This window comes from Sinomonas sp. RB5, assembly GCF_054063535.1.
Genome location: NZ_JBSSGJ010000012.1, coordinates 24,797 through 39,550, shown reverse-complemented (window position 1 = coordinate 39,550; position 14,754 = coordinate 24,797). Strand labels below are relative to the sequence as shown.

At 74.7% G+C, this 14,754-nt stretch carries 9 protein-coding genes; all 9 read left to right on the top strand.

The window, feature by feature from the left end; all coding sequences use genetic code 11:
• Positions 1–44 precede the first annotated feature (44 nt).
• The 9 genes from glmU (at position 45) to ACVWWH_RS13995 (ending at position 14,727) form a co-directional block, all read left to right on the top strand.
• Positions 45–1,604, top strand: a complete 1,560-nt coding sequence (gene glmU / locus ACVWWH_RS14035) for a bifunctional UDP-N-acetylglucosamine diphosphorylase/glucosamine-1-phosphate N-acetyltransferase GlmU (protein WP_457317031.1) — start codon at positions 45–47, stop codon at positions 1,602–1,604.
• The gene (locus tag ACVWWH_RS14030) at positions 1,605–2,585 is read left to right on the top strand and encodes a ribose-phosphate diphosphokinase (protein WP_066496966.1); all 981 of its coding nucleotides are present in this window, start codon (positions 1,605–1,607) and stop codon (positions 2,583–2,585) included.
• A 224-nt stretch (positions 2,586–2,809) separates the two neighbouring features.
• Positions 2,810–3,421, top strand: coding sequence for a 50S ribosomal protein L25/general stress protein Ctc (locus tag ACVWWH_RS14025; RefSeq protein WP_457316983.1), 612 nt, complete (start codon positions 2,810–2,812; stop codon positions 3,419–3,421).
• Positions 3,422–3,530: 109 nt separating this feature from the next.
• Positions 3,531–4,118 carry an aminoacyl-tRNA hydrolase gene (gene pth, locus ACVWWH_RS14020; RefSeq protein WP_066496971.1) on the top strand — a complete coding sequence of 196 codons (588 nt, stop codon included), beginning with the start codon at positions 3,531–3,533 and terminating at the stop codon, positions 4,116–4,118.
• A 113-nt stretch (positions 4,119–4,231) separates the two neighbouring features.
• Positions 4,232–6,955 (top strand): response regulator transcription factor, encoded by a 2,724-nt coding sequence (locus tag ACVWWH_RS14015; RefSeq protein WP_457316982.1) that lies wholly within the window; start codon positions 4,232–4,234, stop codon positions 6,953–6,955.
• A 22-nt stretch (positions 6,956–6,977) separates the two neighbouring features.
• Complete coding sequence (locus tag ACVWWH_RS14010) at positions 6,978–9,716, top strand: LuxR C-terminal-related transcriptional regulator (RefSeq protein WP_457316981.1); 2,739 nt, start codon at positions 6,978–6,980, stop codon at positions 9,714–9,716.
• A 343-nt stretch (positions 9,717–10,059) separates the two neighbouring features.
• Positions 10,060–11,406: an aminotransferase class V-fold PLP-dependent enzyme gene (locus tag ACVWWH_RS14005; RefSeq protein WP_457316980.1), complete on the top strand. Its 1,347-nt coding sequence runs from the start codon at positions 10,060–10,062 to the stop codon at positions 11,404–11,406.
• A complete protein-coding gene (gene sufU / locus ACVWWH_RS14000) occupies positions 11,403–11,858 on the top strand; it encodes a Fe-S cluster assembly sulfur transfer protein SufU (protein WP_066496978.1) in 456 nt (151 codons plus the stop codon). The genes ACVWWH_RS14005 and sufU overlap by 4 nt, the downstream gene beginning before the upstream one ends.
• A 151-nt stretch (positions 11,859–12,009) precedes the next feature.
• On the top strand, positions 12,010–14,727 hold the full coding sequence (locus ACVWWH_RS13995) for a LuxR C-terminal-related transcriptional regulator (protein WP_457316979.1): 2,718 nt from the start codon (positions 12,010–12,012) through the stop codon (positions 14,725–14,727).
• Positions 14,728–14,754 lie beyond the last annotated feature (27 nt).

Genomic DNA, 14,754 nt, shown 5'->3' with positions numbered 1-14,754 from the left:
CAGTGAATGCGGAGACCCCCGGACAGAGCTCAACAGCAGAGGACCTGGGGCGGCCGCATCCCGCCGGCGCCCCGCGCGCGGCGCACGAACAGCACGGCCCCGCTGCCGTGATCGTCCTCGCCGCCGGGGCGGGGACGCGGATGAAGTCGCGCACCCCGAAGATCCTCCACCCGCTCGGCGGCCGCTCGATGGTCGCCCACGCGCTCGACGCCGCCCGCGGCCTCGCGCCCGGCCGGCTCGCCGCCGTCGTGCGGCACGAGCGCGACCTCGTGGCCGCGCACATCGCCGCGCACGACCCGGCCGCCGTCATCGTCGACCAGGACGAGGTGCCCGGGACCGGCCGCGCGGTCGAGGTGGCCCTCGAGGCGCTCGACGCCGAGGCCGAGGGCGGACAGCTCTCGGGCACCGTCGTGGTGACCTACGGCGACGTGCCCCTGCTGACCACCGCCCTGCTCGCCGAGCTCGTCGCCGAGCACGAGGCCGCGGGCAACGCGGTCACCGTCCTCACCGCCGTGCTCGAGGACGCGACCGGCTACGGCCGGATCCTGCGCGAGGACGACGGCACGGTCGCGGGGATCCGCGAGCACAAGGACGCGACCGCCGCCGAGCGCGCCATCCGCGAGGTCAACTCGGGCATCTACGCGTTCGAGGCCGCCGTGCTGCGCGAGGCGCTCCGGCAGGTCACCACCGAGAACGCGCAGGGCGAGAAGTACCTCACGGACGTCCTCGCACTCGCCCGCGCGGCCGGCGGCCGCGTGTCCGCCCTCGCCACCACGGACCGCTGGCAGGTGGAGGGCGCCAACGACCGCGTCCAGCTGCAGGCCCTCGCCGCCGAGCACAACCGCCGCATCCTCGACGCCTGGATGCGCGCGGGCGTGACGGTGGTCGACCCCGCCACCACGTGGGTCGACGCCACCGTGCAGCTCGCCGAGGACGTCACCCTCAAGCCCAACACCCAGCTGCACGGCGCCACGGTCGTGGAGCGGGACGCCGTGATCGGCCCCGACACGACCCTCACCGACTGCGTGGTCCGCGAGGGCGCCACCGTGAAGCGGACCGACGGGACCGGATCCGAGATCGGCGCCGGGGCCACCGTGGGACCGTTCACCTACCTGCGCGCCGGCACGCGGCTGGGGCCCGAGGGCAAGATCGGCGCGTTCTACGAGACGAAGAACGCCCAGATCGGCCGCGGCGCCAAGCTCTCCCACCTCGGCTACGCGGGGGACGCCGAGGTCGGCGAGGGCGCGAACATCGGCTGCGGCAACATCACCGCCAACTACGACGGCGTCCACAAGCACCGCACCGTGATCGGCGCCCAGGTGCGCACCGGGTCGAACACCGTCTTCGTGGCGCCCGTCACGGTCGGCGACGGCGCCTACACGGCCGCCGGGGCTATCGTCCGCAAGGACGTGCCCGCCGGCGCCCTGGCCCTCTCCGTCGCCCCGCAGCGCAACGCCGAAGGGTGGACCGAGGCCCACCGCCCCGGCTCGCCGTCGGCGGCCGCGGCCGCCGGAGCCAGGACCGCGGCGGCAGGTGCCGCCGACGGTGCCCCCGAACCACCTTCCTCCGCCGCATCCCCCTCGAAGAAAGAAGAAGGCAAGTAGATGACCGAGATCACGGCCAATGGCGAGAAGCGCCTGGTGCTCGCCTCCGGGCGCGCCCACCCGGAGCTCGCGCAGGAGATCGCCAAGGAGCTCGGCACCGAGCTGCTGCCGACCTCGGCGTACGACTTCGCGAACGGGGAGACCTACGTCCGCTTCGAGGAGAGCGTCCGCGGCGCGGACGCGTTCGTGATCCAGGCCCACCCGGCGCCGATCAACAACTGGATCATGGAGCAGCTGATCATGATCGATTCGCTCAAGCGCGCGAGCGCCAAGCGGATCACCGTGGTCTCGCCGTTCTACCCCTACGCGCGGCAGGACAAGAAGCACCGCGGCCGCGAGCCCATCTCGGCGCGCCTCATGGCGGACCTCTACAAGACCGCCGGCGCGGACCGCCTCATGAGCGTGGACCTGCACACCGCGCAGATCCAGGGCTTCTTCGACGGCCCCGTGGACCACCTCATGGCCATCCCGCTCCTGGCTGACTACGTCCGCACGCGCGTGGACCTGAACAAGGTCACGGTCGTCTCGCCGGACACCGGCCGCGTGCGCGTGGCCGAGCAGTGGGCCGAGCGCCTCGGCGGCGCCCCGCTCGCGTTCGTGCACAAGTCCCGCGACGTCAACGTGCCCAACTCCGCGGTCTCCAAGACCGTGGTCGGCCAGATCGAGGGCCGCGACTGCGTGCTCATCGACGACATGATCGACACCGGCGGCACGATCTCCGGCGCCGTCACGGTCCTGAAGAACGCCGGCGCCCGCTCCGTCATCATCGCCGCGACCCACGCCGTCTTCTCCGACCCGGCCGCGCAGCGCCTCGCCGAGTCCGGCGCCCGCGAGGTCGTCGTGACCAACACCCTGCCGATCCCGGCCGAGAAGCGCTTCGAGCAGCTCACGGTCCTCTCGATCGCCCCGCTCATCGCCCGCGCGATCCACGAGGTCTTCGACGACGGCTCGGTCACGTCCCTCTTCGACGGCCGCAGCTAGCTGCAGCACCCGCGCACGACGGCGGCGTCCCCACCTGAGGCGGGGACGGCGCCGTCGTGCGTCGTTTTGGCGGACGCCCCGGCGCCCCGCTAGGATGGCTGGCGAACCTTGGCGAGGGAGCGCCCGCTCCGTGATCGACTGGGTCTGGCAGCTCCTTCGCAGTGCCCCACGGGGCCGGGCGGGGTCGGCAGACCTCGCGCCAACGAACCATCGAAGGAGACCCCATGAGCGAGAAGCTCGCAGCCGAGAAGCGCACCGAGTTCGGCAAGGGCTACGCCCGCCGCGCCCGCGCCGCCCACAAGATTCCCGCCGTCATCTACGGCCACGGCGCCGAGCCGATCCACGTCACCCTCCCGGGGCACGAGACCATGATCGCCGTGCGCGTCCCGAACGCCCTCCTCACCCTCGACATCGCCGGCGAGGAGCACCTCGCGATCGTCAAGGACATCCAGCGCAACGCCGTCCGCCAGACGATCGAGCACATCGACCTCCTCACCGTCCGCCGCGGCGAGAAGGTCGCCGTCGACGTCCCCGTGCACGTCACCGGTGAGGTCGCCGCCGGGTTCGTCGCCAACCAGGAGGCCGTGACCGTCTCGGTCGAGGCCGAGGCCACCCACCTGCCGACCGCGCTCGAGGTCAGCGTCGAGGGCCGCGAGGCCGGCCAGCACGTCCACGCCGCCGACATCGCCCTGCCGAGCGGCGTGGCGCTCCTGACCGACGGCGAGACCCTCGTGGTCAACGTCTCCGAGGCCGTCGAGGTGGCCCCGGAGGAGGAGGCCGGCGAGGCCGCCGAGGCGCCGGAGGCTCCGGAGGCCGAGGAGGCCCCCGCCGAGTAGTCTTCCGACTGCTGTACTGCGTCAGGCGGCCCGTCCCACCCGGGACGGGCCGCTTCGACGTGGCGGGCCCCCGCCCGCCGATCGCCCGCCCAGCCCAAGGAGCGCATCCATGACCGACACCTGGCTCGTCGTAGGCCTCGGCAACCCCGGGCCCGAGTACAGCGGGAACCGGCACAACGTGGGGCAGATGGTCCTCGACGCCCTCGCCTCCCGCATGGGCGGGAAGTTCGCCGCCCACAAGGGCGCGCGCGCCGCGGTGCTCGAGGGGAGGCTGTGGGTAGGTGGCCCCCGCGCCGTCCTCGCCAAGCCGCTGACCTACATGAACGTCTCCGGCGGCCCGACCTCCTCCCTCGCCAAGTACTACGGCATCGATCCCAGCCACGTCGTCGCCGTGCACGACGAGTTGGACATCCCGTTCAACACCGTCCGGCTCAAGCTCGGCGGCGGCGAGGGCGGCCACAACGGCCTGCGGGACATCTCCAAGGCCCTCGGCACCAAGGACTACCTCCGGGTGCGGGTCGGCGTCGGCCGGCCCCCCGGCCGCATGGACGCCGCCGACTTCGTGCTGCGCGACTTCGCCACCGCCGAGAAGAAGGAGCTGCCGTTCCTCCTCGACGAGGCCGCGGACGCCGTCGAGATGCTCGCCCGGGACGGCCTCGCCGCCGCCCAGCAGAAGTTCCACCCGGCCAAGGCCTAGCCTCCCGGCAGGGGCGTGACATTCGGCCCTGCTGCCGCCGCCGGCGCCCGCGCTACGGTTTCCCCAGCGACGTCCTCGCCGGGGACGTGCCGACGCATGGGGGCGCAGGTCAGATGCTGACGCGAACCGAGGCGGAGGAGACCGGCCAGCTCCTGCGCGACGCCAAGGCCCGCGCGGGCGACAGGCTGGCCTGGGCGCGGACCGTCAGGTCCCGCGAGATCGCGGACGCGACGGCGGCGCTGGCCGCGCCCGAGTCCTACGGGGTCGTGCTGACCGGGGACGTGAGCCTCGGCAAGTCCGCGGTGGCCTCGGCCCTGCTCGCCGACCTCGACGGCTCCGCCCACACCGTCCGCCTCCGCGCCACGACCGCGGGGGCCAGGACCCCGTACGGCGCACTCGCCGTGCTGCTCGCGCGGCTGCCCGAGGACGCCCAGACTGACCCGGGGTCGATCATGCGGGGCATCCTGCAGCTGCTCGCCTCCGACGCCGGGGGCCGCACCGCCGTGCTGTCGCTCGAGACCTCCAGGAACCTCGACGAGCTCAGCATCGCCACCCTCGTGAACGTCATGGTCACGGGCACCGCCAAGGTCGTCCTCGTCGCCGACCGCGCAAGCGAGCTTCCCGCCGACTTCCACTGGATGCTCTCCGAGGGCCGGCTGCGCGAGGTCCCCCTGGCCGCGCTCGCAGCCGAGGAGACCCTGCAGGGGTTGCGCTCCCTGCTCGGCGGGATCGTCCCCCAGACCGTCGGGTTCCAGCTCCATGCGATGTCCCGGGGCAACCCGCAGGTCACGCTGCTCGCCACCGCCGAACTCCTCCAGCGCGGGGCCCTCGACGCCACGGACGGCGTGTGGACCCTCGCCTCGGACGCCGAGATGAGCGGCATCCGGCAGATCGACGACCTCGTGCGGGCCCACATCGAGCGGCAGCCCGAACGCATCCGGACCATCGTCGAGGCGCTCGCGTGCGCGCGCCGGATCCCGCTGCCGCGGCTCGTTGCCGTGTTCCGCAGCGAGGACCTCGCGCAGATGGAGGACGACGGCCTCGTCACGGTCGACGACGCGGGGCGGCACTCCGTGGCCCTTGCCGACCCGCTCGTGGCGGAGGTGGTCCGCGGATGGCTCTCGGTACCCCGCCGCCGCGAGCTGCGCGCGCTGCTGATCCCCGACGGCGAGCCGCCCGTCGGGGCCACCACCGCACTCGAGCTCCTCGGGCTGGCCGCCTGGGCCAGAGAGTGCCACACGCTGCTGTCCCCGCGGCATGCCCTCGCCGCCGCCGCGGCGTCCCTGCGGCTGTTCGACCCGCGGTTCGCGCTCGACTGCCTCGAGGGGATCGACCGCGAGCCCGCCACCTGGCCCACCGTCCAGCACCTGCGGGCGCGGGCCCTGCTCCTGCTGCAGCTGCCCCAGCAGGCCCTCGCGTGCCTGGACCAGGTCGCCGAGGACGAGCTGGCCCTGCTGGGCCCCGCAGCCGCGGCCGAGCTCACGGCCACCCAGGCGGAGGCCATGCGGTGGGTACCGGACCGGGCCGACCAGGTCGAGGAGCTCCTGACGGACGCCCGCGCCAGGCTCCTGCTGGGGCCGGGGTCCGGGCCGGGCCCGGACCCCGAGGTCCGCCGCGCCGCCGCAGTGCTCGATCTCGCGGACTTCGAGCACCGGGCCTTCGCCGGCGACTACCGCCGCATCGTGGACCGCCTCGAGGCCATGGTCGCGGACCCCGACCCGGCCGACGACGAGATCCGCCTCCGCGCGGCCTGCATCCTCATGGAGGCCAGGACCATGCTCGGCAGGGAGCAGGAAGGCCTTGCCCTGCTCCATGAGGTCGCGGCCCAGCTGGGCCGGAACCAGGGCTCGGCGCCGCTGCGACAGGCCTTCGCGGTCCGCGCCTTCAGCGTCCTGTTGTTCAACGGGCACTGGCGGCAGGCGCTCGCCCTGCTCAGGAGCCCGTCCCAGGTCTCGCTCGAGCGGCTGAGGACGACCGGGGCCTCCCTCGAGCTCGCGGCCGGGCTCGCCTGCGTCTATGCGGGACGGGGCCACGACGCCCTGGGCCCCCTCCTCTCCGCGCTCGCGCTCCTCGAGCGCCGCCCCTCGGCGGCCCTGCTCGGGCCCGCCTACGCCGCCACCGCCTTCGCCTACGCCCAGCAGGGCGACGCCCCGGCCTCGCGGAAGTGGCTCGAGAAGCTGGACCGCTGGCGCCCGCAGGGCAGCTACCAGGCCCGCTCCATCGTCGAGTTCTGCTCGCAGATGGCGCGCCGGTGGATCGGGGACCCCCAGGCAGCGTCCCGGCTCGTGGCCTCGGCGCGCGAGGACATCGCGAACGGGCGGTGGAACCAGGCCGGCGTCAAGCTCCTCGGGGCCACCGTCAGCGCCCACCTGGACGACCTGCGCCTGCTCGAGGACGTCTGCGCGCACCGGCAGGGCCAGCTGGCCGAGCTCGCCCTCCTGCTGGCCCGCGGGACCCGGACCGGGCGCCTCGAGGACCTCACCGCCGCGGCCGACCTCGCGGCCGGGCTCGAACTCGACGCGGTCGAATCGCGGTGCACCGCCGTGGCCCTCGACCGGGCGCGCGAGATGGACGACGCCGCGGCCGTGCGGCGCCTGCGCCCGCGCCTCGAAGCCCTGGCGGGCCGGCTCGCGGTCCTCCCCCTCACGCCCCGGCACGCGCCGCCCGTGCTCACCGACCGTGAACAGGAGGTCGCGGCCCTCGCGGCATCGGGGACCTCCAACCGGCGCATCGCGGAGCTGCTCGGGCTGTCCGTCCGGACCGTGGAGGGCCACCTCTACCAGATCTTCGCCAAGCTCTCCGTCTCGACGCGGGGCGAGCTGGCGGACCTGCTGTGACGGTGCCCCGGGGCGGCCCCGCATGAGCCCCGGGCCTCCACACCGTCCGCCGCCGCAGGGGTCGCGCGCGGACACGGAGCGCGTCGTCGAGCTCCTCACGCGGCCGGCCACAGCCGCCGTGCTGGTCTTGGGCGAGATGGGCATGGGCAAGTCCGCCCTGCTCGACCGAGTGGCGGCCGCGCTCGGCGAACGGCTGGAAGTCCTCCGCCTCCATGGCAGCCCGGCACTCGCGAAGGTCCCGTACAGCGTCCTCGCACCCTTCCTCGGAAACACGCACCCGGCGGAGTCCGGCTCACGGGTCGAGGTCCTGCGGGCCTTCTGGCGGGCCGTGGAGGCACTGCGGCAGAAGTCCGCGGCGGACCTGCTCCTCGTCATCGACGACGCGCACGAGCTGGATCCTGCCTCGAGCGAGGTCGTCGCGGAGCTCGTCTCGGCCCGATGGGCCAAGGCCGCCCTGGCCGCGCCCAGCGGAGCAGCCCTGCCCAGGCCGCTGATGGAACTGTGGCTCGACGACGGCGTCGAACGGGTCGACCTCGCACCCCTCGCCGTCGACGAGGTGCGCCGCTACCTCGAGGCGAAGCTCGGCGGCCCCGTGCTGCCCACCGTCCCGCTGCTGCTCTGGCGGGAGTCCGGGGGCAACCCCCTCCTGCTCGCGCGCCTCGTCGAGGAGGCCCGGAAGGCGGGAACGCTGCGCCGGCACGGGCAGACCTGGCTCGTCACCGGCGAGCTTCCGCACCGAGGAGAGGGCCTCCTCGCCCTGATCCGGGCACAGCTCGGCCGGCTCGGGCCCGACGAGCGGGAGGCACTGACGCTCATCGTCGTCGCCGAGCCGGCCCCCTTCGAGCTCGTGGAACGGGAATGCGGCGCCGAGGCCGTCAGGCGGCTTGCCGCCATGAGGCTGGTGCGCCCGGCCGAGGGCCCCGACGGCGTGCTCCGGCTCCGGCACGCGCTGTACGGCGACGCGCTGCTGCCCCTGATCCCGCTCACCGCCTCGCTGTCGCTGCGGGAGCGGACCGCAGGCCACCTCGCGCGGCAGGCGTCCACAGCGGAGGGCCTCGTCCGCGCCGTGACCTGGGCGCTCGACTGCGGGGTCCCGGTCGAGGACGAGGCCCTCCTGCGAGCCGGCCGCCTCTCCCTGCGGCGGCTCGGGAACACCCTCGCCGTGGAGGCGGCCAGCGCCGTCCGGCTGCCGGCATCGCGCGATGCGGCCCGGGAGGTGCTCGGGCAGGTCGCGTACAGCCGCGGCCGGTACGCCGAGGCGGTCGCCCTCCTCCGCCCGACTGCCTCGGAGCGCGGCGTCCTGCGCCCGGGGCTGGCCGGAGCCCTCGTGTGGCTCGCAGCGCGCGGGGCCCTCGGCCACCCGGTGGTGGCGGTCCGCGACGACGTCGAACGGCTCCCCGGAGCGGGAGCAGGAGGCCTGCGCGATCTGCTGGGCCTGGCCGCAGCCTGCGCAGCGGGGGACCGGGACGCAGTGGCGTCGGGGCTGGGCCGCTGGCGCGCCGGGCCCGGGCGGGACGCCGTGGCCCTGCAGGGGTGGGCAGCCGAGGCCGTGGCCGGCGCGGTCGAGGCCGAGCTCCTGGTCGCAGCCGGCAGGCCGGTCGGGGCGGCGCCGCCGCTGCGCGCCGCGCTGGAGCGCGCCACCGAGGACGCCGATGCGGCGCCCTTCCTGCAGGCGTTCGCGGCGATCCGCCTGGTCCTGGCCGGCCTCGCGGCAGGGGAGTGGGACGCCGCGGAGGACGACCTGCAGCGTTTCCTCATCTCCACCACCGCGGGCCTGGTCGCGGAGGGCGCGGCAGCGCAGACGGCCCGCGGAGTGGCCCTGGCCCGGTGTGGGCGCTTCCGCGAGGCCTGGGACGCGCTGGCTCCGGCCCTGGACGCCCTCCAGGGCCGCGACCCCGGGCACCTTCTCCCCTTCACCGCCGCGCTCGCGGCATATGCGGGGGCGCGTGCGGGGGAGCACGGCCCGGCCCGTGCCCTTCTGGCCCAGTTCCGCGTGGGCCAGTCCGGCCCGGGCCCGTCCGACCGGGACCCGTCCGACCCGGACCAGCCTGAGGATCCGGCGGCGCCCTCTATGGCGCTGCTGCACCCCTTGGCGGCCCTCTTCAGCGCCGCCGCCGGCCACGCGCTCGACGCTGCCCCGGGGTCCTCAGGCGCGGCAGCCACCGGCGCGGGAGACAGCCTTGAGGCCACGGTCGACGCGGCCGCAGGGGAGGGTCGGCTCGACGTGGCGCTGCAGGGCGAGCTCCTCTGCTTCGAGGCAGGCCGCCGGGACCGGCTCGGGCGCCTGCTCGAGGTGGCCCGCAGCACGGAAGGCCGGTGGGCCGAAGCGGCCGCCCTCCTCGCCTCCGCGTTCGCCGAGCGCAGCCCCGCCGGGCTCCTGCAGGCGGGGGAGCGGCTCTCGGACGGAGGCTGGACCGCCTATGCGGGGGACTGCTTCGCCGAGGCGTCCCGCGGCTTCGACCGCGCACTCCAGCGCTCCGAGGCCCGCGCCGCCTGGGCGAAGAAGTCCGCATGCGACGCGCTCCTCGGCGACGGGGCCCCCCGCCCGTCCGCCGGCGCGGCCCTCCTGACCCCGCGGGAGCGCGAGGTCGTCGCCTTCGCCGCGGCAGGACTCAGCGACCGCGAGATCGCCGAACGGCTCACCGTCTCGGTCCGCACCGTCGAGGGGCACCTCTACCGCGCCTACGCCAAGCTGGCCGTCACGAGCCGGGAGCAGCTCGGCTCCGCGCTCGGAACCAGTGGCCCGGCGCCTGGCCCCTAGGGGATCCGAGTACACCCTCGCGGCGAGCAAGTAGTCGCGGCGCGGGGAGGGGCCCGAAGACAAGTAGTCACTACCCGTGCGCAGGCACGCAGCAGGGTGCGAAAGTGGGGTGTGGCCGCAGCCCCCGGGTTCGCGGCCATCGTCCCCAAGGACTGGGCCGGCGGCGTCGGAACCTCCCCGAGACCAAGGTTCCTCCCCCCAGCCGCCGCCGGCCCCGCCTTGGGACTCCTGGGGTGGTGGATCTGCCGCCCGCCAAGCGTGGGACAATGGATTCCGGCATGTTCGCATGCCCTAATTCATGCTGCTGTCCGGCAGCCTCGTTCCATCGAAGGAGTCCCGTCCCGTGGCCCTGGTCAAGACGCCGTCGACCCTCCTGCCTGCCCAGCCGGCGCTGGACGATGCCGAAGTCTCCCGCATCCGCGCCGATTTCCCGGTGCTCGCGACGACGGTCCACGGCCATCCGCTGGTGTACCTCGACTCGGGCGCGACGAGCCAGCACCCCCGCAGCGTCCTCGAGGCCGAGCAGGAGTTCTACGAGCAGCGCAATGCGGCCGTGCACCGGGGGGCCCACGAACTCGCCGTCCGGGCCACCGAAGCCTACGAGGACGCCCGCGTGGCCGTCGCCCGGTTCGTGGGCGCCTCGCCCGACGAGCTCGTGTGGACCTCCAACGCGACCGAGGCGATCAACCTCGTCGCCTATGCGCTCGGCACCGCGACGCTGTGGGCGGAACGGGGGCGAGGGGGAGAAGACCTGCGTGCCCTCGCCGTGGGGCCCGGCGACGAGATCGTGGTCACGGAGCTCGAGCACCATGCCAACCTGATCCCGTGGCAGGAACTCGCCTTCCGCACCGGGGCGACCCTGCGGTGGATCCCCGTCGACGACGCGGGGAAGCTGCGCATGGACGAGGCCGAGCGGATCATCGGCCCGCGCACCAGAGTCCTCGCGTTCTCGCACGCCTCCAACGTGCTGGGCTCCGTGGCCCCCGTCGAGGAGCTCGTGGCGCTCGCCCGCCGCGCGGGCGCGCTCACCGTGCTCGACGCCTGCCAGTCCGCGCCGCACCTGCCCCTGGACCTCGCGGCCCTGGGGGTCGACTTCGCGGCCTTCTCCGGGCACAAGATGCTCGCGCCCACGGGGATCGGCGCGCTGTATGGGCGCCGCGAGCTGCTCGATGCCCTCCCGCCGTTCCTCGTGGGCGGGTCGATGATCACGACCGTGACGATGGAACGTGCCGAGTACCTGCCCGCACCCCAGCGCTTCGAGGCCGGGACCCAGCGCATCTCCCAGACCGTGGCCTTCGCGGCCGCGGTGGACTACCTGGGCCACGTGGGCATGGACAGGATCCATGCCCGCGAGGCGGAGCTCGGCCGCCGCCTCGCGGAGGGCGTCGCCGCGCTGGACGGGGTGCGCCTCCTCGGGCCGGCCCCCGGCGAGCAGTGGCACGGCTCCGAACGGATCGCGCTGGCCGCGTTCGACGTCGAGGGCGTCCACGCCCACGACGTCGGCCAGTACCTCGACAGCGCGGGCATCGCCGTGCGGGTGGGCCACCACTGCGCGCAGCCGCTCCACCGGCGCCTGGGGCTGACCGCCTCCACGCGGGCGAGCGCCTACCTCTACACCACGAGCGACGAGGTCGAGGCCTTCCTCGCGGCGCTCTCCGAGGTCCGCAGCTACTTCGGGGTGGCGCGATGAGCCTGGATTCCCTCTACCAGCAGATCATCCTCGAGCACGCGAAGGCCCGCCACGGCGGCGGGCTCGAGGGCCAGCCGGGGCCCCGCGAGGCCCAGTCCCACCAGCTCAACCCGGTCTGCGGCGACGAGGTGACGGTCAGGGTGCGGGTGGACGACGGCGTGGTCCGCTCGCTGCGGTGGGACGGGGCCGGGTGCTCGATCTCCATGGCCTCGGCCTCGGTGCTCCACGACGAGGCCGAGGGCCTCACCGTCGCCGAGTTCGGCGAGCTCGTGGAGGCCTTCCGCGCCATGCTCCGCTCGCGGGGCACGGTGGCCGCAGACCCCGAGGTGCTCGGGGACGCCGCGGCCTTCGAGGGCGTCTCCCGCTACGCCGCCCGCGTCAAGTGCGCCATGATCGCCTGGGTCGCCGCGGAGGACGCCGCGCGGCAGGCCGCCGCCGGGACGGCTCCGTAACGCCGGCATACCCCAGCAACACCAGCGTGCCCCAGTAACACATCGGAGCCCTGCTGAATCCGGGGCGTTGGTCCCTTTGCAATGCCCGAGGGCGGCCGTAGGCTGTGCCTGTTCGGGCGGCTGGGGGCCCACGTCCGAGGTGGAGGCACAGATGGGCAACAACATACCGAGCCTGGTGGAGGCGGGCGGCGCAGCCGGCGCGCCTGCGCCGCCCACGGAGCGGCAGGCGGACAGGCGGCACTGGGCCACGCTCGTGCGCCAGCCCGAGCTGGACGCAGCGGTCGGGGCGCTCACCCAGGACTCCAGCCTCGGCGTGGTGATCACTGGAGCCCCCGGAGTGGGGAAGTCCTTCCTCGCAGGCGCCGTGCTCTCCGCCCTCGGACCCAACGTGCACACCATGCGGCTGCGTGCCTCGTCCGGTCCGTCCGGGCCCGGGGCGCCCCCCTCCACCTGCCTCGGTCCACTCCTCGCCCGGCTCCCCAAGTCCGCCCCGTCCTCGGGCACCGGCCTGCTCCTGGCCCTTGAGCGCATGCTCGCCGACGACGCGGCGGGCCGCGACGTCGTGCTCACCCTCGACCTCGTGGGGCCGCTCGCGGAGGACAGCGTGGCCGTGCTCATGCACCTCGTCCTCAGCCGCGCGGCGCGGCTGCTGGCGATCGCGCCCGCCGTCGCAGATCTCCCCCCGGACCTCGCCCGCCTCGTCCGCGGCGGACGCATCAGGGAGATCGCGCTCGGCCGGATCGGCGTGCCCGAGACGCGCAGGCTCGTGGCCGCGATCGTGGGCGGCAGGGTGGCGTCGTCGACCATCGGCGAGGTGCACTACGCCTGCGGGGGCAATCCCGCCGAGGTGTACGGGATCGTCCACCGCGAGCGCGCCCGCGGGAACCTGCACGAGCGGGGCGGGGTGTGGACCCTCGACCGCTCGGTCCGGCCGGAGCCGGTACGGGGCGCGGACGACCTCATCCGCGCGCGCTGGGCCCGGGAATCCCAGGATGTCAGGGAGGTCATCGAGCAGCTCGCAGTGGCCCGCAGGGTGCCGATCACGGCCCTCGCGGGCCTTTTTGGTTCTGAGGTCCTCGTCGACATGGAGGACCGCGGCCTCATCGCGGTCGACGCGAGCCAGCACCGCTGCGCCTACCTCCGCGAGCCGCGGATGGCCGAGCTCGTCCGGGCCAGGCTCGGGCCGGACCGCCACCGCGAGCTCGCCTCGCTCATGTCCCTCGGCGGCGCGTCGGAGGAGAGCGGCCTGGACCACGAGGAGCTCATCTCCTACGTCGAGTGGACGCTCGAGGTCGGCAGCACGCCGGATCCCGGCCTCGTGCTGCAGTCCGCCGCGGCGGCGGTCGAGCTGTCCGAGCCGGACCGGGCGCTCGCCCTGCTCGACCGGCTGCCGGGGCTCGAGGGGCCGCTGGCCTTCGAGGCTGCCCTCCGCCGTGCGGCGGCCCTCGCGAGGCTCGAGCGCCGGGACGAGGCGCTCTCCGTCCTCGAGGCTGTGCCCGCGGACGTCCTCGGCTCGCTCGAGGCAGTGGATGCCGCGCGGCATGCGGCGGCGATGTCGGAGCTGCGCTGCTGGCTCTCCGGCGCAGGGGATGCGCTGGAGCCGCTGCGCGCGGCATGGGACCGGCTGGCCGTGCGCGCGGAGGAATCCGGGCCGGACCGCGCGGCCGCCGAGGTGCTCGACCTCGCAGAGTTCAGAGCGCACGCGTTCACCGGTGACTTCATGCCCATCCTGGCCCGCCTCGAGGCCGCGTCGCGGGACGCGGACTCGAGCGAGGGCTTCCGGCGCGGCTGCTCCCTCGTGCTGGCGCATGCCTGGGCCGCCTGCGGGCGCGAGGCGGACGCCGCGGCGCTGCTGGCCTCGATCGAGTTCTCGGCGCCGCGGCGCACGGACGAGGGCGAGTTCATGGCGTCCGCGTTCTCCGTCTGGACTGCCATCGGGGACTGGAAGCGGTGCGTCGACCTGTTCGAGGGGTACATGGACAAGGGCGGGCGCCGGCTCACCCTGCGCGGCGGGATCGCCGAGCTGTACCTCGCCCTCGCGCACCTGGCGGCAGGGCACGGCTCGGCGGCACTCGGCCCCGTCCTCAGTGCGGCCGCGCAGCTCGAGGAGTTCCCGGCGCTCAACGCCCTCCGCGCCGCCTATGCCGCCGCCGCCCTCGCGTACGCCCAGATCGGCGACTCGGGCGAGGCCGAGCGGTTCCTCGCCCTCGCAGCCAAGGCCCGGGGGCCGATGTTCTGGCAGCTCGCCATGTGCGCCGACCAGTGCGAGGGTGCTGCCCGCACTTGGCTCGGCCAGGGCGACGGGCCTGCGGCGATGCTGGCCCGTGCGGCCCGGGACGAGGCCGCGGGGCGCACGAGCGCCGCGGGCAGCGCGGTCTTCGAGGCGAGCCTGGTCGGCGGCGAGCGGGAGTTCCTGTGGATCGAGCGGCTCGCGCACCACCGCCAGGGCCCCCTCGCCCACCTCTGCGCCGCCGTGGCCTCCGCGACGCGCCGGAGGGACGTCACCGGGCTCCTCACGGCCGCCGAGCAGGCCTACGAGCTCCGCCTGGACGCCGTCGAGGCCCGGTGTGCCGCCCTCGCCCTCGACTTCGCCCGGGGCGAGGGCAACTCGGTGGCGGCCGGCCTCGCCCAGACCCGGCTGGACCGGCTCGCGCGGGTGCTCCCGGTGCTGCCGCTCGTCCCCCAGACGCCCGCCCCGATGCTCACCGAGCGCGAGCGCCAGATCGCCGTCCTCGCGGCCTCCGGCTCCTCCAACCGGGACATCGCCGACGAGCTCGGTGTCTCCGTCCGCACGGTGGAGGGCCATCTGTACCAGGTGTTCATGAAGCTGGGGGTGAGTTCCCGTGCCGGACTGGCTGGCCTTGTCTGAGAGGGAAGCGCGCCCGGAACGGAGGAC